Source organism: Arthrobacter sp. P4_H3, from assembly GCF_056400885.1.
Genome location: NZ_JBFUKK010000001.1, coordinates 567,982 through 591,189, shown reverse-complemented (window position 1 = coordinate 591,189; position 23,208 = coordinate 567,982). Strand labels below are relative to the sequence as shown.

General features: G+C 66.3%; 27 protein-coding genes. 11 read left to right on the top strand and 16 right to left on the bottom strand.

The annotated features are described in order from the left end of the window. Positions 1–7: 7 nt before the first annotated feature. Complete coding sequence (locus AC1DRE_RS02695) at positions 8–994, top strand: dienelactone hydrolase family protein (RefSeq protein WP_476983215.1); 987 nt, start codon at positions 8–10, stop codon at positions 992–994. Continuing rightward, entirely contained in the window at positions 987–1,814 is an 828-nt protein-coding gene (locus AC1DRE_RS02690) for a CPBP family glutamic-type intramembrane protease (RefSeq protein WP_476983214.1), read from the top strand. Before AC1DRE_RS02695 ends, AC1DRE_RS02690 begins: the two co-directional genes overlap by 8 nt. Here the strand turns inward: AC1DRE_RS02690 and AC1DRE_RS02685 are convergent. Next, on the bottom strand, positions 1,710–2,729 hold the full coding sequence (locus AC1DRE_RS02685; RefSeq protein ID WP_476983213.1) for a ribonuclease Z: 1,020 nt from the start codon (positions 2,727–2,729) through the stop codon (positions 1,710–1,712). The two genes, AC1DRE_RS02690 and AC1DRE_RS02685, sit on opposite strands and share 105 nt — an antisense overlap. 184 nt (positions 2,730–2,913) lie before the next feature. On the opposite strand from AC1DRE_RS02685, the gene AC1DRE_RS02680 reads away from it, so the two are divergent. Next, positions 2,914–3,255, top strand: a complete 342-nt coding sequence (locus AC1DRE_RS02680) for a hypothetical protein (RefSeq protein WP_476983212.1) — start codon at positions 2,914–2,916, stop codon at positions 3,253–3,255. A gap of 181 nt (positions 3,256–3,436) precedes the next feature. Beyond that, positions 3,437–3,955, top strand: a complete 519-nt coding sequence (locus tag AC1DRE_RS02675; RefSeq protein WP_476983211.1) for a DNA alkylation repair protein — start codon at positions 3,437–3,439, stop codon at positions 3,953–3,955. Here the strand turns inward: AC1DRE_RS02675 and AC1DRE_RS02670 are convergent. The 3 genes from AC1DRE_RS02670 to AC1DRE_RS02660 all read right to left on the bottom strand — a co-directional run bounded on the left by AC1DRE_RS02670 (position 3,922) and on the right by AC1DRE_RS02660 (position 6,605). Next, positions 3,922–4,176 (bottom strand): hypothetical protein, encoded by a 255-nt coding sequence (locus AC1DRE_RS02670; RefSeq protein ID WP_476983210.1) that lies wholly within the window; start codon positions 4,174–4,176, stop codon positions 3,922–3,924. The two genes, AC1DRE_RS02675 and AC1DRE_RS02670, sit on opposite strands and share 34 nt — an antisense overlap. A 26-nt stretch (positions 4,177–4,202) precedes the next feature. Beyond that, positions 4,203–5,612, bottom strand: coding sequence for a polysaccharide deacetylase family protein (locus tag AC1DRE_RS02665; RefSeq protein WP_476983209.1), 1,410 nt, complete (start codon positions 5,610–5,612; stop codon positions 4,203–4,205). A 408-nt stretch (positions 5,613–6,020) separates the two neighbouring features. Further along, complete coding sequence (locus tag AC1DRE_RS02660; protein ID WP_476983208.1) at positions 6,021–6,605, bottom strand: hypothetical protein; 585 nt, start codon at positions 6,603–6,605, stop codon at positions 6,021–6,023. A gap of 139 nt (positions 6,606–6,744) precedes the next feature. Here AC1DRE_RS02660 and AC1DRE_RS02655 point away from each other — a divergent pair, with 139 nt between their 5' ends. After that, complete coding sequence (locus AC1DRE_RS02655) at positions 6,745–6,939, top strand: DUF1918 domain-containing protein (protein WP_104173061.1); 195 nt, start codon at positions 6,745–6,747, stop codon at positions 6,937–6,939. Between the two features lie 16 nt (positions 6,940–6,955). Here the strand turns inward: AC1DRE_RS02655 and AC1DRE_RS02650 are convergent, their stop codons facing one another. Next, positions 6,956–8,419 (bottom strand): DUF5129 domain-containing protein, encoded by a 1,464-nt coding sequence (locus AC1DRE_RS02650; protein WP_476983207.1) that lies wholly within the window; start codon positions 8,417–8,419, stop codon positions 6,956–6,958. A 97-nt stretch (positions 8,420–8,516) separates the two neighbouring features. Here AC1DRE_RS02650 and AC1DRE_RS02645 point away from each other — a divergent pair, with 97 nt between their 5' ends. Both AC1DRE_RS02645 and AC1DRE_RS02640 read left to right on the top strand, forming a co-directional pair. Further along, positions 8,517–8,981 (top strand): LpqB family beta-propeller domain-containing protein, encoded by a 465-nt coding sequence (locus tag AC1DRE_RS02645; protein WP_476983206.1) that lies wholly within the window; start codon positions 8,517–8,519, stop codon positions 8,979–8,981. Continuing rightward, complete coding sequence (locus AC1DRE_RS02640; protein ID WP_476983205.1) at positions 8,918–10,648, top strand: DUF5671 domain-containing protein; 1,731 nt, start codon at positions 8,918–8,920, stop codon at positions 10,646–10,648. The genes AC1DRE_RS02645 and AC1DRE_RS02640 overlap by 64 nt, the downstream gene beginning before the upstream one ends. A 1-nt stretch (position 10,649) precedes the next feature. Here the strand turns inward: AC1DRE_RS02640 and AC1DRE_RS02635 are convergent, their stop codons facing one another. From AC1DRE_RS02635 to AC1DRE_RS02605, 7 genes are all read right to left on the bottom strand, one after another. Further along, on the bottom strand, positions 10,650–12,344 hold the full coding sequence (locus AC1DRE_RS02635) for a SulP family inorganic anion transporter (protein WP_476983204.1): 1,695 nt from the start codon (positions 12,342–12,344) through the stop codon (positions 10,650–10,652). Between the two features lie 34 nt (positions 12,345–12,378). Continuing rightward, positions 12,379–13,077, bottom strand: a complete 699-nt coding sequence (locus tag AC1DRE_RS02630) for an endonuclease/exonuclease/phosphatase family protein (RefSeq protein WP_104173056.1) — start codon at positions 13,075–13,077, stop codon at positions 12,379–12,381. Positions 13,078–13,238: 161 nt separating this feature from the next. Further along, on the bottom strand, positions 13,239–14,819 hold the full coding sequence (locus AC1DRE_RS02625; RefSeq protein WP_476983203.1) for a carbohydrate-binding domain-containing protein: 1,581 nt from the start codon (positions 14,817–14,819) through the stop codon (positions 13,239–13,241). Between the two features lie 40 nt (positions 14,820–14,859). Further along, the gene (locus tag AC1DRE_RS02620; protein WP_476983202.1) at positions 14,860–15,648 is read right to left on the bottom strand and encodes a polyphosphate polymerase domain-containing protein; all 789 of its coding nucleotides are present in this window, start codon (positions 15,646–15,648) and stop codon (positions 14,860–14,862) included. Further along, positions 15,645–16,337 carry a DUF4956 domain-containing protein gene (locus AC1DRE_RS02615; protein ID WP_476983201.1) on the bottom strand — a complete coding sequence of 231 codons (693 nt, stop codon included), beginning with the start codon at positions 16,335–16,337 and terminating at the stop codon, positions 15,645–15,647. The genes AC1DRE_RS02620 and AC1DRE_RS02615 overlap by 4 nt, the downstream gene beginning before the upstream one ends. A 75-nt stretch (positions 16,338–16,412) precedes the next feature. Then, the gene (locus tag AC1DRE_RS02610) at positions 16,413–17,507 is read right to left on the bottom strand and encodes a GtrA family protein (RefSeq protein WP_476983200.1); all 1,095 of its coding nucleotides are present in this window, start codon (positions 17,505–17,507) and stop codon (positions 16,413–16,415) included. A gap of 8 nt (positions 17,508–17,515) precedes the next feature. Continuing rightward, positions 17,516–18,499, bottom strand: coding sequence for a phosphodiester glycosidase family protein (locus AC1DRE_RS02605; protein WP_476983199.1), 984 nt, complete (start codon positions 18,497–18,499; stop codon positions 17,516–17,518). A 164-nt stretch (positions 18,500–18,663) separates the two neighbouring features. Here AC1DRE_RS02605 and AC1DRE_RS02600 point away from each other — a divergent pair, with 164 nt between their 5' ends. Further along, the gene (locus tag AC1DRE_RS02600; protein WP_476983198.1) at positions 18,664–19,467 is read left to right on the top strand and encodes a thioesterase family protein; all 804 of its coding nucleotides are present in this window, start codon (positions 18,664–18,666) and stop codon (positions 19,465–19,467) included. 26 nt (positions 19,468–19,493) lie between these two features. Here the strand turns inward: AC1DRE_RS02600 and AC1DRE_RS02595 are convergent, their stop codons facing one another. After that, positions 19,494–19,883 (bottom strand): DUF2177 family protein, encoded by a 390-nt coding sequence (locus AC1DRE_RS02595; protein WP_476983197.1) that lies wholly within the window; start codon positions 19,881–19,883, stop codon positions 19,494–19,496. 16 nt (positions 19,884–19,899) lie between these two features. On the opposite strand from AC1DRE_RS02595, the gene AC1DRE_RS02590 reads away from it, so the two are divergent. Then, on the top strand, positions 19,900–20,649 hold the full coding sequence (locus AC1DRE_RS02590) for a lipoate--protein ligase family protein (protein ID WP_476983335.1): 750 nt from the start codon (positions 19,900–19,902) through the stop codon (positions 20,647–20,649). A gap of 85 nt (positions 20,650–20,734) precedes the next feature. Here the strand turns inward: AC1DRE_RS02590 and AC1DRE_RS02585 are convergent, their stop codons facing one another. Then, positions 20,735–20,992, bottom strand: coding sequence for a mycoredoxin (locus AC1DRE_RS02585; RefSeq protein WP_214838563.1), 258 nt, complete (start codon positions 20,990–20,992; stop codon positions 20,735–20,737). A gap of 169 nt (positions 20,993–21,161) precedes the next feature. Here AC1DRE_RS02585 and AC1DRE_RS02580 point away from each other — a divergent pair, with 169 nt between their 5' ends. Continuing rightward, positions 21,162–21,908, top strand: coding sequence for an SOS response-associated peptidase (locus AC1DRE_RS02580; protein ID WP_476983196.1), 747 nt, complete (start codon positions 21,162–21,164; stop codon positions 21,906–21,908). A 23-nt stretch (positions 21,909–21,931) separates the two neighbouring features. On the opposite strand, the gene AC1DRE_RS02575 is transcribed toward AC1DRE_RS02580, so the two are convergent. Further along, positions 21,932–22,354, bottom strand: a complete 423-nt coding sequence (locus AC1DRE_RS02575) for a VOC family protein (RefSeq protein WP_476983195.1) — start codon at positions 22,352–22,354, stop codon at positions 21,932–21,934. A gap of 14 nt (positions 22,355–22,368) precedes the next feature. Here AC1DRE_RS02575 and AC1DRE_RS02570 point away from each other — a divergent pair, with 14 nt between their 5' ends. Next, the gene (locus tag AC1DRE_RS02570; RefSeq protein ID WP_476983194.1) at positions 22,369–22,695 is read left to right on the top strand and encodes a chorismate mutase; all 327 of its coding nucleotides are present in this window, start codon (positions 22,369–22,371) and stop codon (positions 22,693–22,695) included. A gap of 45 nt (positions 22,696–22,740) precedes the next feature. Here the strand turns inward: AC1DRE_RS02570 and AC1DRE_RS02565 are convergent, their stop codons facing one another. Next, positions 22,741–23,127: a hypothetical protein gene (locus AC1DRE_RS02565; RefSeq protein ID WP_364127262.1), complete on the bottom strand. Its 387-nt coding sequence runs from the start codon at positions 23,125–23,127 to the stop codon at positions 22,741–22,743. Positions 23,128–23,208 lie beyond the last annotated feature (81 nt).

Below are 23,208 nucleotides of genomic sequence, written 5' to 3'. Positions count from 1 at the left end.
GCGCTCCATGACCCAGCTTGGCAAGTTCGAGAAGTACCTGATCGAGGAATTCTTCGACGATTACCGTGCCGGCGCCATGAGCCAACAAACGTTTACGCGCCGGGTGGCGTTCATTACCGGCAGCATGGCCGCCGCCGCGGGCGCCATGGCCCTGGTTGGCTGCACGCCGCAGGAACTTCCACGAAGCACCGACCCGATGCCCACCCCGTCCTCGCCTTCGCCGGCCGGTGGCACTGCTTCCGGCGTCACCGCTTCCGGCGGCGCCGTGCCCGGCGCCAAGAGCCCGCTCTCCGTTCCCGAAGGAGCGGCCGGTCTGGTCACCGCGACGGTGCGGTTCCCCTCCGGCGGCACCGACATCAGCGCCTACCTTGCCCGGCCGGAGGGCGACGAAGCGGGACCGGCCGTGCTGGTCTGCCATGAGAACCGCGGCCTGACCCTGCATATCCAGGACGTGGCGCGCCGCTTCGCCAAGGACGGATACGCGGCTCTGGCCCCCGACCTGCTGAGCAGGGAGGGCGGAACGGCAAACCTGGACCGGGACGCTGTCCCCGGAGCACTGACGCAGGCCGGTGCATCCCGGCACGTGGCTGACTTCTCGGCGGCGTTCGATTACCTCAATGCGCAGCCCTTCGTCGACGCCGGGCGGATCGCCATGGCGGGCTTCTGCTTCGGCGGAGGCATCACCTGGCAGGCGGCCACGGAGCTGTCCGGGCTAAAGGCCACGTCAGCGTTCTACGGACCTGCTCCCGACCTGGACAAGGTCCCCGCCATCAAAGCCGCCGTCCTCGGTATTTATGCCGAACTCGACGACCGGATCACCGGCGCGTTGCCTGCCTTCCGGGACGCCCTGGCGGCCACAGACGTACGCCATGAGCTCAAGGTGTATCCCGGCGTTGACCATGCGTTCCACAACGACACCGGCGAGCGCTACAACGAGGCGCAGGCCACCGCTGCCTGGAACGACACGCTGGCCTGGTTCGGCAAGTATGTCTAACCGTGCGCTCGCGGCCGGAATCAGGATCCGCAGCGGCATCTCGCTGAAGCTGCTTCCCTCGGCGCTTGTGTCGCTCTCCGGCTTCGTCCTGTTCGTACTGGAACAGCGGATCGCCGGGTATGGCCTTTTGGCGACGGCGCTTGTCCTGGCGGCAGTCATCGACAGGGCGTTCCTGCGCGACCTGGCCCTGATCACGGCCGGGCTCGTGGCCATCAGCCTTGTTCCGATCACCACTGATATCAGCACCGGGCACATGCTCGTCATGGGTACGGCGATGATCCTCGCCGTGGGGATCCCGTACTTTGTTTCGCGGTTCGCCTTCAAGGACCATGCCGTCAGGTTTCCCGTGATGACCGGGCACCCCTGGACGCGGACCGAGAAGTGGTACCTGGCCGCCGTCGTCGCCATGGGCTACGCGCTGCTGCCGGCGTACATGGTCAATACCGGGGTCTACACCAACTGGCCCGCGGTCTCGGACCCGGAAGGGATCTTCCGCCTCTTCCTGGGCACGAATGTGCTGGGGATCTGGGACGAGCTGTTCTTCATCTGCACAGTCTTTGTGCTCCTGCGCCGGCACCTGCCCCTGGCGCAGGCAAACGTCCTGCAGGCTGTACTGTTCACGTCGTTCCTGTGGGAACTGGGCTTCCATGCCTGGGCGCCGGCCTTCATTTTTCCGTTCGCCATGCTCCAGGCGCTCATTTTCACGAAGACGAAGTCACTGTCCTACATCGTGGCCGTCCATCTGCTCTTCGACTTCGTCTTGTTCCTGGTCCTGCTTCATGCCCACAACCGCGCCTGGATCGACATTTTCATCTACTGACGACGGCGGGACGGCGCCGCCCAACAGGCCATCCCGCTGCCGCTTGGGCAGGGGAAGCCTGTCCAGGTCCTCTGCCGCGACGACGGCGGCACGCCCGGCGCGGGCAGCGGCCTGTTCTGCCAGGACGCGAACATCGACGTACCGCGACGAAAAATGGGTGAGGACCAGTGTCCCCGCACCGGCGGTGGACGCCAGCGCCCCTGCCTGCCCGGCGGTGAGGTGCAGATACTGGGCAGCCAGCCCGGCGTCGTCATTGCTGAACGTTGACTCCGCCACCAGGAGGTCCACACCGTCGGCGAGCTCTTCGGCGCCGTCGCACTCGGCCGTATCCATGACGAGGGCGAAGCTCTGGCCGGGACGCGGAACGCTCACGTCCTCCAGCCGGATCCCGTCCACGTTCCCTTGCTGCTGGAGCCGTGCGATGTCCGGCCCGGAAATCCCTGCCTTTGCGAGCTGATCCGGCACGATGGTGCGGCCGTCCGGCTCGACCAGCCGATAGCCGAAAGTGTCGATGCGGTGCCGCAGCTGCCGCACCTCCAGGCCCGGTGCCACCGGCCCCGGACCCGAGTGCGGGTGCAGCCGCAGGTCCAGGCCGGGGGAGGCCAAGGACACGAGGGCGCGGACCACCTCCTCGCCCGCAGCCGGGAAATGCAGGTGCACCGGGTGCGTCACTCCGTCGAGGACCATGCGCGACAGGACGCCCGGAAGCCCGAAACAATGGTCCCCGTGAACGTGCGTGAGGCAGATCCGCGTGACCTGGCTGGCCGAGACGCCGGCGTGGATCATCTGCCGCTGGGTGCCTTCACCCGGGTCAAACAGCAGGCCCTCGCCATCCCACCGCAGCAGGTAGCCGTTGTGGTTGCGGGTCCGCGTGGGAACCTGCGAGGCGGTACCGAGGACGACCAGTTCACGCATGGGACTGAGTGTCTCACTGTTTTCCAACCGAGTGCCACAGCATGCCAATGGCACTGTCGTCATTCGGCTACGCCAATAAAACGACACACTCTGGCCATCTGCTGCAACGCGAGAGGCGGCAACACCCTGACGCTAGGGTTGGCATAACGGCAGCACGATGGGCCGCGGGTCCATAGGGGGAAACGTGAAGCAGTCATCAGGAAGCGGAATCGGTTTTCGGGAAACGGACCAGGATGAGAATCCTGCAGGCGGCGCGCGAGCGGCTGCGCACGAGCCGACGCGGGAAGGCCCCCGCCGGCCCATCAATCCGTTCATTGCCGTGATTTGGCTGCTGGCCGCCGCACTGGTCGGTGGCGGCATCTGGGTCCTGTCGAACGGCGCTTTCAATCCGGGCCCAATCAGCGGACCAGCGGCCATTTCATTCCTCATGATGAGCTTTGCACCCCACGCGATTCTTATTGGACTTGCCTTTGTCCTTTGTCTGCTTTTCTGGCACGCAGTGCAATGGCAGCGACGGCACGGGTAGCAGCCAAGGCGCTGCCCAAAAGGTTCTCCGATTGCTTGAGCTCCTCGACGATACTGTTTCCAGTTTCTGGCCGGGATTCCCACGCCCATGATTCATGGAAGCGCACCCGGCCGTCGTCTGGGACCTCGATTCTTGGCTACGAACGCGCATGGTCCTTTGGCCCGTTTGGGAGAATGGTCGGGTGACTGACGCCTGTGACTTCGTGGATGCCTCGCTGCAGCGGGAAAGCTCGTGGCTCCGGGCGGAAGAGGCGCAGGCCCGGCTGGGCGACGGGCTTGAGTACTACGGCGCGTCCGTGGGTGCAGTGCGGGGAACCATCCGCGACATGCTGCGCCGCCACCGAGACCTGGTTCACGATGACATCACGGCCCTCAGCACTGAGCTGTGGTCGGTCCCCGTCTTCGAGCGCCGCCAGGCGGCGGTTGTGCTGCTGCAATCCCGGGTGGCTCTGCTAAACAACTCCGACCTCACCCGGATTGAGGGTTTTGTGCGGGAGGCGCAGTTGGGTGAGCTGGTGGACCCGCTGGCCGCCGACGTCGTCCGTCCCCTGGTAGCCGGGCTGGAAGGACAGGCGAGGGAGCGGGCGGACGTTGTGCTGGACCGGTGGGCGCGGGATCCCGACCCCTGGCTGCGGCGCGCAGCCGGGCTCTCGCGGGCGGACGGCCCTCAGCCGCCGGCCCGCCGCTCCACTACCGCGTAGGCCTTTTCGTCCAGGAACTCCCAGTCGGTGACCACCATGAATCCGAGGGCGCTGACGCGGTCGTTGAGGACCAGGATGTCGAAGCCGCCGTCCCGGGGCTCGGCGTCCCACGTAGCAACATGGAGTTCCTTGCCCTCAAGGACCAGGAGCTCCATGTTGACGTCGAAGTCCTCCTGCGGCTGATCGCTCAGCTGGCAGATGGCCACACAATAGTTTCCCATTTACGGATTCTGCTCCATGACGGCTGCTACGCCGGGAAGGCGGTCTTGTAGCGGTAGAGGAAGGCAGCCACCTGGTCCCGGTTGACCGGCAATCCGGGCCGGAAGGTCCTGGTGCCGTCGGCTTCCGCCCAGCCGTTGGAGATTCCGTTTGACGCCAGCCATGCGATCTCTGCATAGAAGGCGTTTTGCTGGGAGATGTCGACAAAGGGCGGGGCCGTGGGTGTGTAGGCAGGGCTGCCGGCGAAACGGTACACAAATGCGGCGACCTGGTCCCGGTTGACAGCCACTGTCGGGCGGAACGTCCTGGTCCCGTTGGCTTCAGCCCAGCCGTTGGTGATTCCCTGGGATGCGAGCCACAGGATCTCCTTGTAGAACGGGGTCTCCGGCGTGACATCCGCAAAGGGGGAACCCGACGGCGTATAAGCCGGGCTCCCGGCCATCCGATAGAAGAACGCCGCCATCATGTCCCTGCTGGCGGCCACGCCGGGACGGAATGTACGGGTACCGTCACTTTCGTACCAGCCGCCGGCGATTCCCTGGTTCGCCATCCAGCTGACCTCTGTGTACAGCGCCGAGCCCGGCGGGACGTCAACGAACGAGATGGAGGGCGACGGCGACGGAGAGGGCGACGGAGAAGGCGACGGAGAGGGCGACGGAGAAGGCGACGGTGACGGTGACGGAGAAGGCGACGTTGGGGGAGCGGACGACTGGCCCAATGCCTGCGCGACTGTCCGGACCGACGTCGTCCCGTTGGCCGTCCGCGCGGCAAGCCACGTGACGAAGGATTCGAACAGTGCGGGAGTGATGGACAGCGTCGGATCCGTGCCCACAGCGATTTGGTGGAAGGTCAGCTGCACCCAGCCGCCGGTGGTCTCTGCGTCGGTGACCCGTGCCTGCAGGTCCGCGAGGGTCCACGAGCTGGCCACCTGGTCCGGAGCCTTAACGACCATTGGATTGCCCGGCGGCAGCGACTCGGCCACAGGGCAGGTGGCACAGCTTTCCGGCGAGCGCAGGTCACCCAGGCCCCGTGAACTGGCGAAGCCGCAATCCCGGACTGCCGACTGGGCAGTCGCATTTTCTGCGGCAAAGGGATACGCGAAGTTCCGTACAGTGAAACCCCAGCCTTCAAGTGTCGTCTTGCTGTTGCAGACTTCCGCGCGGGCGGCCGCGGCGCTGAGGGTGGTCAGGTCCGGATGGGTCACGCTGTGGCCGCCGATCTCGTTGCCGTCGGCAGCCAGGGTGTTCAGATTCGCCTTTGTGAGAAAGCCGGAGGAATCGATGAAGGAGGTGGTGATGTAGAAGGTTCCCGCCAGCCCGTGCGCCTTGAGCACCTGGGCGGCTGCGAGCTGGCTGGCGTTGCCGTCGTCAAAAGTGAGGCTGATGATCGTTGGCCCGGCAGCCTTCGATGAGCTGGCTATGCCAACCACGGTGCTCACCGTGAGCAGCAAAACACCTACGATCGCAGTCCACCGCCGACCGTGCCGGTCCCTGGCGGAAGTGTCCTCCGGAAGGTCCGCCAAGTGCCGTGCTTGACTGCGGACAGGGTGGGTCGTCCAGCGCATGATTCCTCCAAGCGTGTGAGTCCCCCCGCAAGAACATGCACGTAGACTACGCCTCGCGGCGTGAAGTCAAAACACTCCATTTGACAAACGGCGAAACCAAGTATAAGAAGGCCCGCTACTCGCATCTGGGCTCCCGCGGCGCTCGCAGTGCCGTTACTCCGATGTGGGAGCCAGCCGGCGGTTGCAGGCGCCCCGAAGATCAGGCCCAGGACCACCAGCCAGGCAAGCCGCGCGGCTCCTCGGCCAGGGCGGCTGCGCCGGACAGCCTGGACCGCCGGCTGTTCAGGGCGGCGAGATGGACAGCTGTGCCGCGGCCTCGCCCTGCGCGAACTTGATGCGCAGAAGGGCGTCGCGGGTGTCCGCCGGTACCGTGAAGCGGACGTCGCCCGACTTGCTCGCGTCGCCCGCCACGAGATCGTTCAGGCCGGAATCGGGCGAACGGTTGATGCCGCCCGCGTTCAGCCTGAACGTTGAGTCCCAGAAGTTCACGTCATACCGGCCATGGTTGGTGCAACGGATAGTGAACGTCAGCGCCACCTTCCCGGCGACGTCGGGCCGCACCCGCGCATCGAGAATTTCATATTCGACGTCGGCGGACCTGTACTTTCGCTCGGCCGGCAAGGCTACCGTCCACCCCGCACTCTCACCGGCGCCGGCCATGGTTCCGCTTGATTGGGGCGGGACGCCGGGCTGTGAAGCGCCGGCTGCGGGGGAGCTGCCCGCCGTGCCGGCGGGACGGCCGCCGTCGAACACTCCGAGCTGCCCCAGCCCCAGCAGCAGCCCTGTCACCGCGGTGATCACCGCAGCGGCGGCCGTCAGCAGACCGGGCAGCGTGGCCCACCAGCTGGTGGGCTTTTCATCCGCCATAGCCGTTCCCCCTCGGTCCCGAGCCAAGGTCAAAGATCAGTGATATCCCCATACTCCTGCCAAGAGGCCGCGAGCGCCAGATACCGGCCCTGTTGCAGGCGCCCCGACACTCGTACTCTGGTTCTTGGAGGTGATTGCCATGAAGGCAGCCCAGGGAGACCGGATAACGATCCGGGGCAAGACGGTCGAATCGTCGGACCGGCACGGCCAGATTGTTGAGGTCCACGGCGCTGACGGAGCGCCGCCATATGTGGTGCGTTTCGACGACGGCCATGAAACCACCGTTATTCCCGGCGGGGACTTCATCGTTGACAGGATCCAGCCGCCGCACTGACACGGTCCGGCAGCAGTCAAAAGCTGGACGAACTCCCTGACCCGGAGAAGCTACCGCCGCTGCTGCCGTACCCCGTTGTGCTGCCGCCTCCGCCACGGGCGCTGGCGACGCTGCCCACACCTGTGTTGAAGCCGGCGTTGAACGTGGGAACCGAGAAGAAGTAGTAGGACGGATAGACCGTGCCAAGGATGCTGGGCTCGTAGGCGCGGCCGTACTTGGCCTTGTTTCCGGCTTGCGCGCTCTCCATTTCGTTGCGCATCAGGTCGGCTTCGCGCTCGTTTTTGGCGAAGCCCGCGATGACCGTGTCGGCGTGGTCCTTCAGCAGCTCGGACAGGTGCGTCCGCGCGTCCCGCAGCCGGTCCAGGGCCGTTTCCGGAGCGATGGTGCCCTCGGCGAGTTCGGCCGACCACCGCTCGATCTCCCGGTGGCTCTGGTCGCGGAAAGACCGCAGCGCCGCTGCTGTCGCCGAGTCGCCCGCGGCGTGCCGCTTGCTGAGCATCTGTTCCAGAGCTGCCAGGTCACTGCGGAACGGTGCGAGTTGCCGGTCCCACGCGGAAGCCCACGCTGATCCCCGGTTGAGCAATGCGTTGGTGTCCGCAATGACGTCATCCAGGGCATCCAGTTCAGCGGAGGCGTCGGCAAAGCTTTGAATCAGTTTGAGGTTGGCCCGCCGGCTCATTGCGCGTGGAGTCAGTTCGTGCGCCCGGTTGGATAGCGCGGTGGCAGCGTTGTACTTGTTCAGGAACGTGCGGTGCTTCTCCAGCACGGTGCTGCCGTACCGCGAAGACTCCGGTATGGTCTCGGCGTTGAGCTCGGTGACCTGCAGATCCATGCTGACGTTGGCGTAGCTCGCATCACCCCGGGCCAGCCCCTTGCGGCTCTCCGTCCGGGTCCGCCAGCGGACAATCAGCCACGTTGCGGCGCCGAGTACGGCGGCAGCACCGGCGCTCCAGGCCGTGGCGAGGAAGGCCGTGGAACGGTACCACGGCTGGTTGATCAGCTCGGCGCCGCGCCGGATGCCTTCGATGGTGCCGTCGGTCCACTGGGCGTCACGGAACAGATCCTTGGAGGCGTTCTGGATGTCCTCGCGCTGTTCAACGGAAACCTTGCGATCCTCGCCCATATAGGTGCCCACATGCCGCCCCACCGGGTCCAGCGCGAAGATGAAGAGGCCGTCCGCCCATTTCTGGCCGTCCCCGCTGATCCACTCCGGATGTTCAGCGCGGGCAAAGCGAAGCACCTCCTCGTTGAGGTTGTCCTCCGCCGAACCCCTGTAGGTGAAAATGGCAACCCTGGTGGGTTCGTAGAAGTCCAACGACTCCACCGCCGGAATCAGCCGGTCGCGGTCCAGCACTCCGGCGCTGTCTTCCACCACGATCTCCGCCGGCGGCTCCGCACGGGCGGCAGCCGTCCCGCACAGCGGGCCGAGAAGTACCAGCAACCCGGCAGCTAATGCCCTTCGAATGTTTCTTTTTCCCATGAAGCAACGATTGTCTCCGGCGGCGCGGGTGGCAACCCCCGCCGGGAGGGCCGAAAGTACCGTAGCTAGAGGGTGGGGAGTGGGCCATACTGACCACATGGATGCAGCGGCGGGAAAACCGAACAGGATCCTCGTGATTATCGTGGCGATTATTGCCGTCCTGGTGGTGGCGGCCCTGGCAGTGGTTTTCTCGCGGGGAGAACCGGCCCTGCTGGACGAGTCAACGCCACAGGGCGTGGTGCAGCGTTACTCGGCCGCCGTCATCGGCGGGGACGAGACCGCTGCCATGGCGTACCTGACGGAGTCCGCCCGGACCCAGTGCGTCGATTTCGAACGGGCTTCCACGGACAACCTGCGGGTCACGCTGGTTTCCACCACGGAGCGGGCCGCGTCGGCGGACGTGCGCGTGCTGATAGTGGTGTCGAACGGGAGCGGCCCCTTCGGCAATTCGGAGTACCAGACCGAGGACGTCTTCGACCTCGTCAAAACGAACGGCAAGTGGCTGATCGACTCCTCTCCCTGGCAACTCAGGGTTTGCGCGAACCGGGCGGTGAAGCCGTGAGCGCCGCCCGGACGGTGCCGGCGCCGGCGGCCGGGTCCGCCCAGCCCACGGTCCGCCGCCTGATCGTCTATACGCTGCTGTTCGCCTTGGTGGTGGTGGCCGCAATTGGCCTTAGCGGCCTGATGGGACGGTTGCTGGGTGCGGGCACCGTGGTCGTTGGGGGCGACGTGGCGGGCCTGGCCCGTTCGCTCGCATTCACCCTGATCGGCGGTCCCATGGCAGCCGCCCTGTGGTGGTTTGTCTGGCGCCGGCTCGAGGACCCCATGGAGCGGCAGTCCGTGGGCTGGGGGCTCTACCTGACCATCATGTACGCCGTCGCAGTCATCACGGCTGCAGCATGGCTGCTCGGTGCCCTGGCCTCTGTCGCCGGAGGCGAAATGCAGGGGTGGCAACTGTCACTATCCAACGGGCTGGTCTGGGCAGGGGTGCTGGCGTGGCACCGCTGGATGCTGCGCCATCCGCGCAAGAGTCCCCTGCTGATGCCGGACGTGCCCACCGTGATAGGGGCATTCTTCGGGCTCATCATCGGCGTGGGCGGCACCGTTACGGCGATGTCAACGCTTCTGGATACAGCCATCCGCGGCTTCACCGCGTCAGCCTCAGTCGGGGAACCGTGGTGGCGGTCCGTGCTGCAGTCGCTGGTCTGGGCCGCCGGAGGCGGGGCCATCTGGTGGTGGCACTGGATCCACGAAGCCGGACGCCGGCTGAAGACAGGTTTTGCCGATGTCGGGCTGGTGGTGGTCGGAATCCTCGGGGCGATCATCCTGGCGCTTGGCGGCATCGGCACTGTCCTGTTCGTCCTCCTCCGGCTCGCCTTTGACCGCACGGACCCCGTAAGCGAACTCCTGGAACCGCTGGGCGCAGCCATGGCGGCGGGCGCCGTCGGCTCCCTGGTCTGGGCATACCACCGCGCTGTGTCGCTGGGACGTGCCGCGGCCACCCTGCAGGCAGCGAAGCTGGTGACCTCCGGGGTTGCCCTGGCCGCGGCCGCCACTGGAATCGGCGTTGTGGTCAATTCCGTACTCAGCATCGCGGCCACTCCGCTGGCCGGCAGCGGCACACGGGCCCTGCTGCTGGGTGGCATCAGCGCCCTGGCGGTCGGCGGTCCGCTGTGGTGGCTCACCTGGAAGCCCGGAGTTCCGCCGGAACCGACCGAGCTTGGGCGCAGGGGACGGCGGGTGTACCTCATCGCAGTATTTGGCCTGAGCGCGGTGGTCGCCGTCATCACCCTCCTGGTGATCGGATACCGCGTCTTCGAATTCGTGCTCGGCGACGTCTCGGGCGGAAGCCTGGTGGACCGGACCCGCGCACCGCTTGGCCTGCTCGTGGCAACAGGGCTTGCCGCCGGATACCACTTCGCGGTGTGGCGGCACGACCGTGCCCTCACGGCCGCTGCCGCGCCGGTGCGGAAGCGGACCGTCGGGAAGGTGATCCTGGTGACCTCCGGCGACCCGGAACCGCTGGCCCGCGTTGCCGCCGAGGTCACCGGCGCGAGTGTCACCGTCTGGATAAGGGCCGACGCCGGGTCCTCCGATGCAGCTGAGGGAGCAGCGGATGAGTTGCCCGACCGGCTGGCCCGTGCACTGGAGGGAGTCGCCGCGGACCGGGTTTTGGTGGTCACGGGCCCCGGGGCCCGCGTCGAGGTCATCCCGCTGGCTACGGCGTGAGCTAGGAGGGCCCGGACGTCCGCTTGTAGTTGCGCACCGCGTTGTTGACCGTGGGAAAGAAATGGTCGGGGCCGAACCTGCTGCTCACTCCGAACCGGATCAGGCGGTCCTTGACCGGGCCCTTCAACTCGGCAAAGACCAGGCTGATGCCTTGGCCGGCGAGTTCGTCGTCAAGCTCCACGAGGTCGTCCAACGCGGTGGTGTCCAGGTCCGTAATGGCCTCGGAAGCCACAATCACGCATTTCACTGGTCCGGGGGCGTTGGCCACGAGGCTGCGGATGTGCTCGGCAAACACCTCGCCGTTGGCGAAAAAGAGCGGTGCGTCAAAGCGCGCGATCACCAGTCCGGGGACGCGCTGGCCCTCCGGATGCCTGCTGATGTCGTGGTAGCCCGGGACGTCCTCCAGGCTGGCCAGTTCGGTGCGGTAGGGATCCCACGCCCGCCGGATGAACGCGATCAGGGACAGCGCGATGGCGATGACGATGCCCTGCAGCACGCCCATGAAGGCGACGCCGAGGAACGTGGCCACAAGGAGCGCCGTTTCCATCCGGCTCATCCTGACCAGCCGGAACAGGGTCTTGACGTCCACCAGCGAGGAGACCGCCACCATGACCACGCCGGCAAGCGTGGCGGTGGGGAGGAAGGCCGTCACGCCCGGGGTTACCAGCATGAACACGATCACCAAGGCTGCGGCAACGATGCCGCTGAACGGGGTGCGGGCACCGGCGTCGAGCGCTATGGGAGTCCGGGACGAGCTGCCGCAGACGGGGAAACCGCCCAGCAGTCCGCTGGCCACGTTGGCAATCCCCAGTGCTCCCATTTCCTGGTTGCCGCTGGTGTGGATGCCACGGCGGCCTGCGAGGCTTTTGGATAAGGCTGAGGTATCGGCGAAGGCGATGAGCGCGATGCCGGCCGCCGGGCCAACGAGTCCTGCAATATCATCCAGGGTGATGCCGCCCAGGGCGGGCGCGGGAAGCCCTTGGGGGAGGGCCCCGACCATGGGCAGGGCATCCTTGAGGCCGAGGGCGGCGGCGGCCGCGATGGACGCAGCCACAGCCAGCAGCACGCCGGGCACCTTCCCGGGCAGGAACCGGCCGGCCACGATGATGATCACTGTGGCCGCTCCGAACAGCAGCGCCACGGGATTCACGGCTCCTTGGAGCACTGCCTGCGCCGTACCCGCGGCCGTTGCCTGCAACGAGCCGCCTGACACCTGGATGCCAAGAAGCCTGGGCAGCTGGCTGACCATGACCGCGAGCACTATGCCGTTGAGGTATCCCACCCGGATCGGCTTCGACAGCAGCCCGGTGACGAATCCCAGCCGGAAGAGCCGGCCGGCGATGAGGAACCCTCCGATCAGGATGGCCAACATGCCCGCCAGAGCCACGGCATGGTCCGGTTCCCGTCCGGCCAGCGGAAGCACCGCGGCGGCGATCATGGGCGCCAGCGACGAATCCGGTCCGACGATGAGGACGCGGGAAGGGCCGAAGACGGCATAGAACAGCATGGGAACCACCGAGGCGTACAGTCCCGTGACTGCCGGCAGACCGGCGGCCTCCGCGTAGGCCATGCCGGCGGGAATCAGTGCCGCGCTGAGCGCCGCGCCGGCGGCAAGATCGGACCTGAGCCACGACCGCCGGTAGGTCCGGGCCAGTTCGATGCCCGGTACGGCTTTCAGGATCCAATCGCGGCGCAAATGGTGCCTCCCGGGCTGGTGGTCGGCGTCAGGGCTAGGGCGTTCCCTGGATCGGTCCGGAATCCTGGCCGTATTCGGCGGATACCAGGATGGGAAGGTGGTCCGACGCGCCGCGCGGCAGGGTCTCCACGTTCTCGATGTCCAGCCCGAGGGAGGTGGCAAAGTCGAAATGCCCCTTGAAGACCTTGTACCTCGTATAGGTCCTCCGGTCACTGAGTGAGAGTTCGTAGCCGGAATTCTTCATGTGTTCCGTGAGGTTCTTCGTGAAGAAGGGGTAGTTGAAGTCACCCACCATAAGAGTCATCAGTCCGCTGCCCATGCCGAGGAGCTCCGCGTGTGCCGCCTTGATCTGTTTCCGGCGCAACGAATTTGAAGCCGTCAGGGGCGCCGCGTGGAAGGAAGCGATTACCAGCTCATGGTCCGTTTCGTTGTCTACGACCCTCGTGCCGATCAGCCGCTCATGTGCCGGTGCCAGAACCCGGTCGTGCAGTGATTTCTTCAGGGCGAAAGTGTTGGTTTCGAAGGCCGTGAAGCGGTCCATCCGGTAGTAGATGGCAAGTCCCAGCCTGTTGCCCTTGGTTGAATCGGCCAGGTGCAGGGGCCCCAGCGTGTCCGGTAAATCCGTGGTGTCGCATTCCTGCAGGCACAAGGCATCTATCCCGAAGTCGCGGGCCAGATCGAGCAGTTCGCCGCGCGCCGCGTGCTTTCGAAGGTTGTAGCTGATGACCCGTATCAGGGGAATACCTCTTCCGAGCGTAGTTAGGAGAACCAGTTCCTGAGTCTACCCAGTTGAGGGTGCCGCGCACAGGAAGACGGCACTGGAAGACGGCACACGGGAACGGCGGGGGACGCGGCCACGCTGTCGTCCCCCGCCGTTATCCTGTGGCGGGCCGGTTAGCGGCCGCCAGGACCGCGCGCCGCCGTGTATTCGCCGGCGGTGACGGTGCCCTGCTCCTGGGCGCCGTCGAGAGTTCCGTCTCCGAGGCCGGCGGTGACCTGGGCCGTCCCGCCGGTGTACACCGCGTACTCCTCACCGGCTGTGATGGCTGCGGAGGAGAAGACCAGCGAAGCTGCCTGCTTGGCCGTCACGAACGTCGCCACCACTGCACCGCTGGAATCCGCCAGCTGGATGGTGGTGCCGGCCGGAAGGGCTGAGCCGAAGGTCAGCTGGACGCCGGACTGCGATGAGGACGTTCCGGGCGTCACCGCCATGCCGGAGCTCCCCGCGGCCGCGACGGTCCCGCCGTCCACCACGAGATCGCCGTTGACGTCCAGCGCACCGTTGCCGTCGTTGGTGGGCCCGTTGGCCACCACCGTGCCGCCGGTGATGGTGGCGTTGCCGTTGGAGTCCAGGCCGTCGCCTTGCGAATTGATGGTCAGCGAGCCGCCGGTGATTTCCACGGTGTAGTCGCCTGCGGCCATCTCACCGCCGCCCATGCCGCCGCCCACGCCCCCCTGCGAATCGGTGCTGCCAGTGCTGCCGCCGGACGCGTTGACGCCGTCGTCGTTGGACGTGACGGTGGCCGTGCCGCCGGAGATCGTGATGTGCTGGGCTTCCAGGCCTTCTTCGGACTCTTCCACCGTGGCGGTGCCGGCGGCGATGGTGAGCGTGTTGAAGGCCTTGATGCCGTCGTCACCGGCGCTTACGTTCAGGGTGCCGCCGTTGATGAGCACCCAGCCGCGGCCTTCATCCTCCTCGTTGTCTGACGTGAATCCGTCGTCGCCGGCCGTGACCTGGTAGGCGCCGTCGAGGAGCACGGCGTAGTCCTTGCCCACGATTCCGTCATCGGTGGCGTCCACGGTGACGTTGCCTGCTGCCAGCACCAGGCCGTCCTTGGAGGAGACGCCGTCGTTGAAGTTGCCGTCCACGCTCAGCGAGCCGGTGCCGGCGATGGTGAGGTCGGCCTGCGAGTAAAGGGCCGCGTTCGGGGCGTCCTCCGCCGTGTCCGAATAGGTGGAGGCGTCGCTCAGGGTGTTGGACGTGCCGTCCGCAAGGAACACGAGGGCTTCGTTGGCGCTCTGCACCACAAACGGGGAGCCGGCGGAATTGGTTATATCCGCGCCGTCGAGGATGATGCGCACCACGTCTTCCTCGCCGGCGGTGACCACTACCTGCCCGTCTGACAGCGATCCGCTCAGGCGGTACGTACCGGCCGCGCTGATGGTGACGGTGTCGCCGTCGACCTTCACAGCGTCCGACGACGTGCCGGAGGCCACAGTGCTGGCGCCGTCCGCCAAGGTCACGGCTACTTCGGACGCCGCGTCCCAGGTGAGGTCGTCGGCGTCGTAGTGGGTGTCCGCCGCGAGGGTGTCCAGGGAGACGGCCTCGGCGGTTCCGGACGATGCTGCCGTGCCCGACGTTGTGGTGCCGGTGTTGGAGGTGCCGGTGGACGCCGTACCGGCGGCGGAGCAGCCTGCCAGTCCCATGGCGAGTGCAAGGGCGGTGACGGACAGGGCGGTGCGGAAGCGTTTCATGGTGTGTTCCTTCTGGGAAGTATTCGGGGGAGCAGCAGGGTCAGGCGGCGGGGCGGAGAGCCAGGTTCCGGCGCAGTGTCCGGTTCCAGCGGTTGGCCGGCAGGTCAGGGCAGAGCGCCGCCATTCCGGTGGCGAACTTGGAGATCCGGGAGGGCCGCACTCCGTGTGCCCAGAGGTGCCGGTCCAGCGGGCCGGCCGTCGATCCGGACTTGGTCTCGAGGATCACGGCGCCGTCCAGTACCCAGGCCTGCTGGCCGGGGCGCTGCCAGGTCACGTCCGTGTCGATGGTCGCCCGGCTGCCGGATCCGGGCAGGTACAGGGTGGTGCGGAAGTAGCGGGTTTCGAGCACGGGCCCCAAAGGTCCGAAGGGCACGTCGCCCACCGCGGCGGCGAGGGTTTCGTGGACGTAGTCCACGCCTTCGGCCGTCAGCCGGGCCCGGTCGCTGAGGTCGTAGGGGATGCGTTCCTTGACCGTGGCCTCGCGGGCGCCTTCCGTCTTGACTTCCAGGAAGCAGATGGCGCTCTCCACATAGGTCCTGGTGCGGACCTTGTAGCGGCGACGGCGGCCGTGGGCTGCCAGCAGGTAGCTGTCCAGCTGCGCGGTGTCGAAGTACACCGAGTCGTACGCGAAGCAGCGGGAGCCGTCCATCTCCAGCACCCGGACCTCGGCGTCGAATGTGGCCAGGAGCTGCTGCGCCAGCGTCTCGGGGACCACGTACTTGCGGTCCACCCGGGTCTGCAGTGCTGCTTCGGCGTTCAGCTCGTCCAGCCCGACCGGCGGCAGCAGGCGCAGGGTGCCCAGGACGCCGGCTTGCGCCGGGGCGCTCATGCCGCACCTGCCGAGACATGGACGGGGCCGGCCGCGCGGCCGGAAGGCACAGCCGCCGTCGGGAAGGGGGCGAGGTCTGACGGTTCCATGACGGGGGTCCCGGCCGACGGGGTTTGCAGGGCGGCAGGGCCGGCGGGGGATGCCGCCGGAACGTAGGCGTAGCGCACATCGACGACCGTCTTGTCGTTGACGAGGTCCAGTTCCTGCACGGTGGCCGAGTGGACCTTGCCGTGGACCACCTCTTCGAGCCGGGCGTAGAGTTCCTCATCCACGGCGATGGCACGGTCCAGGATCACTGTCTGGTGGCGGTAGGCCGGCAGGACCCGTGAGTGGTCGCCCACGAACATCGCCAGCAGGATCATGGCCATCAGCGCCAGCGGCAGCCACACGGGGTCGATTCCAAGGCCGGCGATCAGGCCAAGGGCCAGGGCTGAGAAGTAGTACGCAACCTCGTGCTGGGCAAGTTCGGTGGAGCGGAGCCGGATGATGGACAGGACGCCGAAGAGGCCGAGTCCCAGGCCGACGCCGGCGGCCGAGCCGGAGAGCGCGGCGGCAACGGCCATGACGCCGACATTCATGCCGAGGTAGGACACCACCAGGTCGCGGCGCCGGTGCCGGCGCAGGTAGAGGGCGAAGGTCAGGATGGTGATGGCGGCCAGGTCGGCGGCGATAAGGATGAGCGGTGTCATGGAATTCTCCGGAATCTGATTGGTGGATTGGTCCTTACGGTCCACGGCCAAACTGTGCAGGTGCTGTGACGGAACCTAGGCCGGAATATGAGTGTCGGCTGAGCGTTCCTTGCGGGTTTCCTCCGCGGGTTTGACGGCGCCCTTGGCGAAGAGAAACCGCTGCTGTACCGCGTAGCTGATGGCCAGCAGGGCGGCCTCAGCGAGGATTTTGGCGGCCAGTGGGGGCAGGGACACCGCGTCAAGGGCTGCGATGAGCGCGAAGTTGGCCGCAAGGAGCACCAGTACCAGGCTGAAATAGCGGACGCCGGTTTGCGCTGCAGGTTTCTCCCGGCCGTGCTCAAACACCACTCGCCGGTTGACGGCGAAGTTGACGGCCGAACTCAGGGCCCGGGCGCCGACCACCGCAATCAGCAGCGAGTCGGTGGCCGCGTTGAGGATCAGGAACATCACGGTGTCCACCAGGAACGCCGTGAACGAGGACGCCAGGAATTTCAGCAGCGGCGCATAGATCCGGGCGGAGTCCGCCAACGGCCGGAAATGCGACCCCGCATTGTGGTCCAGGTAGACAGTGGCTATGTCCACGCTCCTGATCGCGTAGCCGGCCTGCCTGGCCTCGAGCAGGAGATTCAACTCGTACTCGTAGCGCTCGCCGTGGACGGACCGGAGCCAGGGGAGCATGGAAGCGGGGTAGCCGCGGAGGCCGGTCTGGGTGTCGGCAACGCGCTCGCCGGTGGCAAGGGTGAACAGCAGCCTGGTGGCGTTGTTGCCGAACCTGCTGCGGGCGGGGACGTTCCCGGTGAAGCTTCGGGTGCCCAGCACCATGGCCGTTGGGCCGCCCTGTACCGGGTCACCCGATACCGCGGCCGCCACGCGAAGGATGTCCACGATAGTGTGCTGGCCGTCGCTGTCGGCGCAGACCACGTTCCGGCCGGGCAGGTGGTCCGCAATGAAGCCGAAACCGGTCTTGAGGGCGAAGCCCTTTCCCCGGTTGAGGGAGTAGCCGATGACATGGCACCCGAGCGCCCTGACGCCGTCGAACACCTCGCGGTATGCGGGACCGCTGCCGTCATCAACCACCACCACGGTGGCCCACGGTGCGGTCTCCCGGATGCAGCGGATCAGGGCGGGCAGTTGCTGGTCCGGCTCGTAGGCCGGGATCAGGATGATCATGGCCGGCCCTACTGCGCGATGTAGAGGATGTCGGAGGTGCCGCGTTCCTTGTTTTCGCCCAGCGGGTTGTTGACCAGCTCCCCGTTGAAATACATGGTGGAGGATCCGCCACCGTCGATGTTGTACGCCGTGGTGGCGCCGAGGTCCTTCATGATCTGCGCCAGCCCGGTCATGGTCACGCCCGAGCTGTAGCCGGGGCTGCGGCCGTCCACCACCACGAACACCAGGTGGTTTTCATCGACGATTCCGACGGCGGTGCGGGGCTGCTCGCCCTGGATGGAGTGGTTGCCGAAGTTGGTGTCCACCTCCACGTCCTCGATGCCGTCGGCGATCTCGTCGTCGTCCAGCAGGGACGGGCCGAAGGAGAGGGTGTTCCAGACGCCGTCCGCCAGCAGCTGCTCGGCAGTGGTGGCGGTTTCGTCGTACACCTTCGCGGTGCCGTCGCGGTAGAAGGCCAGTCCCTGCCGGGCGCCCTCGTCGCGGAACACCACACCGTTGCGAATCACGATGCCGGTGTCGCGGAAGCCGTAATAGTCGCCGTTGATCGCGAACACCGCGTTGTTGTCCTCAGCGATCGCGGAGGTGGTATCGGTGATGTTCTCGCCGAAGCTGTTGTTGGCGAACGCGGACTGCAGTGTGGTGGCGTCATCCAGCACGACGTCGGCAACGTAGTACGTGACGGTGCTGTCGCCGCTGCCGGTGGTCACCCTGGAGATATTGATGTCGGAGCTGTCCGACACGTAGGAAGTGTCCGTGGTGACGGCGGCGGTGCTGCCCGATTCGCGGGTGGACTCACTGGTGGTGCCCGCCGTGGTCCCGGTCTGGCTGGCCTGGTAGGCGGAAACGTCCGGGATTTCCACGTGCTGGACCACAAAGCGGTCCAGCGCCCACGCGGTGGCACCTCCAGCCGAAAGCGTGAGGGCCACGGCCCCGGCGACGACGGCGCGCCGGACCCGGCCGCCTTTACGGTGTTGGTTCTTGAGGGGAGTCATGCAATATTTCTAGGCTCCGGACTTATACCGGCCATGAGGTCCGGATAAGAGGAAGCTGTGAGACCCGCGCCAGGACGTTTGGGCGGCTGCAGCCCGAAGCCCGGGGTCCGCCGCAGGCGATAGTGTGTTCTGGGATCATCACCAGCCGCGCGAAAGGGTCGACGTTGACTGCAGCACTTCCGGAACTTGCCGAGGGCGACTTCTACTACGAGTCACTGGGAGGCGGGCGTTTCCGCTCGACCATTCACGCCCAGGGTGCCTGGAACGAGCACGAACAGCACATGGCGCCGGCCTCAGGACTCATGGCGGATTGCCTGGAGCGGCACAACCCGCGGGGCGATGTCCGGATGGCCCGCCTGAGCTACGAGATCCTGGGACTGATCCCGGGCGGCGAATTCGAGGTGGTCACCACCACGCTCCGGCCCGGACGGACCATCGAACTGCTGCAGGCCGAACTCGTTGCGGCCGGGCGCGTGGCGATCCGCGCCACGGCCTGGCGGATGATTACGTCCGACACGGCGGACGTCGCAGCAATCGAGGATGCCCGAATTCCCGGTCCGGACGAGTGCTCACCGTACGACGGTGCCAGCGTCTGGCCGGGAGGCTACATCCGTTCCCTGGAAATGCGGGTTGCGGACGGGCACCGTCCGGGCTCCGGGAAGGTCTGGCTTCGCACCGGACACCCGCTCACGGATACCGCGGACAGCGGGGACGTGGCGCGGCTGATGGGGCTGGTGGATACGGCAAACGGAATAGCGGCCCGCGTCCCCCCGGGAAGGGACAGCTACGCCTTCCCCAACCTGGACCTGCAGATCCACATGTACCGGAAACCAGCCGGCGACTGGCTTGGCCTGGACAACGCGGTCTCCTTCGGCGCAGACGGCATCGGGCTGACGTCCACGGTGCTCCACGACCTCAGCGGACCCTTTGGCCGGGCCGAACAGATCCTGACCATCCGCAGGACCTAGCTCCACGGAATGTGATTTTGCGGCGCTCAGTTACTGTGGAAGACGAGCCAGCCGGCCAGCGTGGCCAGGGCCGTTAATGCTGCGCCCCAGAGGATATCCACGACAATGAGCTGCAGCGGCCAGGTCTTCAGGGTCGCGGCATTGGTGAGGTCGTACGTGGCGTAGGCGAACGCGCCCAGCGCGGCGCCGTAGCCCACCGCGCTGAGCCAGCTGCCGCCGTCGAGCGCGGGACGCAGGGCGAAAAACACAATGCCGGCAATGTAGATCACGTAGAACACCACCGCGTACCCTAGATTGGGCCGGTCGGCCAGCAGTTCACCAATCTGTCCGCGGTAAAACGGGTTCATCGTCTTGAGCCAGATGGCATCGACGATGGCGAACGCGGCGGCGACGACCAGGAATTGCAGAATGACCATAAGGGAGCTTAGCAAGATGCAGCACGCGGCCGGCGCACCAGCCACGCTGACCATCGTCCGGCAGGAGGAGTCGCTGGGGGCGGCCCGGGACCTGGAATTCGGCATTGAACTGCTGGGGATGGCCAAGACCGGCAGGACCGGCCCGACCCTGCGGCTGTACCGCCCGGCGCCCACGGTGGCCTTCGGCCAGCGGGACGCGCACCTCCCCGGCTTTGAGGCGGCGGCCCGGGCCTGCCGGGAGCTCGGTTTTGAGCCCTTGGTCCGGAAGGCCGGGGGCCGGGCGGCGGCCTACCACGAGGGAACACTGATCGTCGATCACGTGGAACCGCATGCCGACGCGATCGCCGGCGCCAAAGGGCGTTTCGCCTTCTTCGGGGAGATGCTGGCGGATGCCCTCCGCAGTGCGGGAGTCCAGGCCGCCGTCGGTGAAATCCCGGGCGAGTACTGTCCGGGGGAGTTCAGCGTCCACGGCCAGGACCCGGCCGATCCGCAGCACAGGGTCAAACTGATCGGCACAGCCCAGCGTGTGGTGTCCGGCGGGTGGCTGTTCAGCTCGGTCATCGTGGTGGAAAACTCCGGGCCGATCCGCCGTGTCCTGGAAGCCAGCTATGCCGCCCTTGGACTGGACTGGGATCCGGCCACCGCGGGCGCCGTCGACGACCTCGTCCCGGGACTCGACGTTGCGGCTATCGAGGCGGCGGTTATTGACACGTATGCCGGGTACGCGCGGTTGGAGTATGCGGACTTCGCCAGCCTGCGCGGCTGACTGCCTGTGCGTTGGCGGACAGGCAAAAGGCCGGGCACCCAGGTGCCCGGCCTTGCTTTTAGAACGGCTTTACGTGGGACGGGGCCTAGGCCGCGAGCCGGTTCTTTACTTCGGCCGCCGACGGGTTGGTAGCGGCGGTGCCGTCCGGGAAAAGGACGGTGGGGACGGTGCGGTTGCCTCCGTTGAGCTGCTCCACGAGATCGGCGGTGCCTTCAACTTCTTCGATGTTGATCTCGGTGTAACCGATGCCCTGGGCGTCCAGCTGCTTCTTCAGCCGGTTGCAGTAACCGCACCAGGTGGTCGAAAACATGGTGATGGTGCCGGATTCGGGAGTGAAATCCACGGAGTTCTCCTCAAGCTCGTTGTTGCTCGTCGTTATCAAAGCAGATGTCTTTACCCTCAACCGTAACCCGGTGGCCGGTATTCCCGCGGCGGCGGGCCTCACCATCGCCCCAGGGTGACGGCCGGTGACGCCGGGTGACACCGGCTGCGGGCGGTGGCATGCTGGTGCCATGTGTGGACGCTACGTGATGGCCAGGGCAGTCGGGGACCTGCTGGCGGAGTTTGACGCTGAACTGGAAGAGGAACTTGTGGTTCCGCCGTCGTGGAATGTCGCCCCTACCGCTGATGTGCCCATCCTGCTGGAGCGGCTGGTGGACGGCCGCCCGGTCCGGCAGCTGCACGTGGCCCGCTGGGGACTCGTGCCCTCCTGGGCCAAGGATCCTTCCATCGGCTCGAAAATGATCAATGCGCGGAGCGAGAGCGTCCTGGAGAAACCGGCCTTCCGCAAGGCTACGAGGTCAAGACGCTGCGCTGTGCCGGCGGACGGCTATTACGAATGGAAGGGTGAGGGGCGCAGCAAGCAGCCCTATTACGTGCACCCGAAGGACGGCCTGCCGCTGGTGTTCGCCGGGCTGTATGAGTGGTGGAAGGATCCGTCCAAGCCCGAGGGGGACCCGCACCGCTGGATGTTGTCCACCTCCATCATGACCACCGACTCGCCGCCCGAGGGCTATGCCGGCGGGATGCTCGCCGAGCTTACTGCCCTGCACGACAGGGTTCCGCTGCCCATGGACCGCACCACCATGCAGGCCTGGCTGGACCCCCAGGCGGATGACGCCGCCGGCCTGGTGGACCTGGTGAGGGCAGGGGCGCACGACGTCGCCGAAGGCTGGACGATCGATGCCGTTGGCACCGCCGTCGGGAACGTCAGGAATGATTCAGCGGAGCTCATCAAGCCGGTGGAAGGCCTGTTCTAGGCGGGTGACTTTTTGGGCGCGCCTCAGACCGTGACGGTGCCGCCGGCGTCAACCGACCAAGTGGGATTGAAAGCGATTTCCCAGCGGAAGCCGTCCGGATCCGCGAAGTACCCGGTGTAACCGCCCCACGGCTGGGTTTTCGGCCGGCCAACGACCGTTGCCCCCGCGGCCTCGGCTTCTGCCATGACCCGGTCAACGTCCGCCGCGCTGCCAACGTTGTGGCTCAGGGTGATGCAGGGGATCCCCGTGGGGCGGTCCACGGAGGCCTCGGCCTGCATCTGGCCGGCATCCCAGAGGGAAAGAATGAGGCCGTGGTTTGCCTGGATGAACACCACGTCGCCGGGGACCTCCCGGTGCACCGGCCAACCCAGGCCGTTGACGTAGAACCTGCGTGCGGCGTCAACACTACGGACGCCAAGTGAAATGAAGTCGACTCGAGGCTGCATTCTTAGATACTGTCATGCACATGCCCACAAATCACGGACACGACAAAGACGCCCAGGCCGACAGGGAGCAGCTCGCAGCTGTCCGCGTGGCCGTCGATGAAGTTGATGAGCAGATCGTCACCCTGATTGCGCGCCGTGAACGCCTGATCCGGATTTCCGGCACCCTCAAGGGCGACGACGCAGAGGTCCGCGCCCCCGGCCGGGTGGAGAAGGTCATTGAGCATGTCCGTGCCGCCGCGCAGAAGAAGGACATCGACCCGGACATCGTGGAGAAGACATACCGTGCCATGATCACGGCCTTCACTGAACTTGAGATGAAAGTGCACAACGCCAACAGCTAGCGGCGTTGTGCACAGACGTTATCCCGGACTGACGTCCGGGCGTATCTAGAGGGATTCCTCCACGGGCACGTTGGCCTGGAAGTCCCTGCCGTCGGCTTCGCTGAAAGCGGTCATGAGGTGACCCTTCTCGAGCCCCAGGACGGTACTCATGGGAAAGTTCCCGGTAATGGTGCTGCCCGAATGTTCCACGCCGCTGAGGTCAAAGTTCTCCTCGGTGCCGTCATGGCTGAAGCAGTAGAAGGACACGGCTTCGCCGTTCATGAACTCAATTCCCATTCGTCGCTGATGGGAATGATCCGGCGTGGCCGCCACAAGGCCCACCACGTAGGCGCCCGCCCCGGGGATATTCCCGTCTATAGCAAAAGTCGCCACCAAGGTGGAGTCCTTGGCGGCGATGGATACATGCTTCAGAAGTGCGTTATGGGAGCTCATGGCTCCATCCTTCCCCTTGCGCTGCCGTCCGTCCACCCCTGATCTAGGTTTTGTCACCGCCCCGGCGTAGACTTGATTTAT

What these genes read in the sequence shown, in the direction of transcription:
- AC1DRE_RS02695 (WP_476983215.1), top strand. Translation starts at nt 8, where the DNA reads ATGACCCAGCTTGGCAAGTTCGAGAAGTACCTGATCGAGGAATTCTTC.
- AC1DRE_RS02690 (WP_476983214.1), top strand. Translation starts at nt 987, where the DNA reads ATGTCTAACCGTGCGCTCGCGGCCGGAATCAGGATCCGCAGCGGCATC.
- AC1DRE_RS02685 (WP_476983213.1), bottom strand. Translation starts at nt 2,729, where the DNA reads ATGCGTGAACTGGTCGTCCTCGGTACCGCCTCGCAGGTTCCCACGCGG.
- AC1DRE_RS02670 (WP_476983210.1), bottom strand. Translation starts at nt 4,176, where the DNA reads ATGGGAAACTATTGTGTGGCCATCTGCCAGCTGAGCGATCAGCCGCAG.
- AC1DRE_RS02660 (WP_476983208.1), bottom strand. Translation starts at nt 6,605, where the DNA reads ATGGCGGATGAAAAGCCCACCAGCTGGTGGGCCACGCTGCCCGGTCTG.
- AC1DRE_RS02655 (WP_104173061.1), top strand. Translation starts at nt 6,745, where the DNA reads ATGAAGGCAGCCCAGGGAGACCGGATAACGATCCGGGGCAAGACGGTC.
- AC1DRE_RS02650 (WP_476983207.1), bottom strand. Translation starts at nt 8,419, where the DNA reads ATGGGAAAAAGAAACATTCGAAGGGCATTAGCTGCCGGGTTGCTGGTA.
- AC1DRE_RS02645 (WP_476983206.1), top strand. Translation starts at nt 8,517, where the DNA reads ATGGATGCAGCGGCGGGAAAACCGAACAGGATCCTCGTGATTATCGTG.
- AC1DRE_RS02625 (WP_476983203.1), bottom strand. Translation starts at nt 14,819, where the DNA reads ATGAAACGCTTCCGCACCGCCCTGTCCGTCACCGCCCTTGCACTCGCC.
- AC1DRE_RS02620 (WP_476983202.1), bottom strand. Translation starts at nt 15,648, where the DNA reads ATGAGCGCCCCGGCGCAAGCCGGCGTCCTGGGCACCCTGCGCCTGCTG.
- AC1DRE_RS02615 (WP_476983201.1), bottom strand. Translation starts at nt 16,337, where the DNA reads ATGACACCGCTCATCCTTATCGCCGCCGACCTGGCCGCCATCACCATC.
- AC1DRE_RS02610 (WP_476983200.1), bottom strand. Translation starts at nt 17,507, where the DNA reads ATGATCATCCTGATCCCGGCCTACGAGCCGGACCAGCAACTGCCCGCC.
- AC1DRE_RS02605 (WP_476983199.1), bottom strand. Translation starts at nt 18,499, where the DNA reads ATGACTCCCCTCAAGAACCAACACCGTAAAGGCGGCCGGGTCCGGCGC.
- AC1DRE_RS02595 (WP_476983197.1), bottom strand. Translation starts at nt 19,883, where the DNA reads ATGGTCATTCTGCAATTCCTGGTCGTCGCCGCCGCGTTCGCCATCGTC.
- AC1DRE_RS02590 (WP_476983335.1), top strand. Translation starts at nt 19,900, where the DNA reads ATGCAGCACGCGGCCGGCGCACCAGCCACGCTGACCATCGTCCGGCAG.
- AC1DRE_RS02580 (WP_476983196.1), top strand. Translation starts at nt 21,162, where the DNA reads ATGTGTGGACGCTACGTGATGGCCAGGGCAGTCGGGGACCTGCTGGCG.
- AC1DRE_RS02575 (WP_476983195.1), bottom strand. Translation starts at nt 22,354, where the DNA reads ATGCAGCCTCGAGTCGACTTCATTTCACTTGGCGTCCGTAGTGTTGAC.
- AC1DRE_RS02570 (WP_476983194.1), top strand. Translation starts at nt 22,369, where the DNA reads ATGCACATGCCCACAAATCACGGACACGACAAAGACGCCCAGGCCGAC.
- AC1DRE_RS02565 (WP_364127262.1), bottom strand. Translation starts at nt 23,127, where the DNA reads ATGAGCTCCCATAACGCACTTCTGAAGCATGTATCCATCGCCGCCAAG.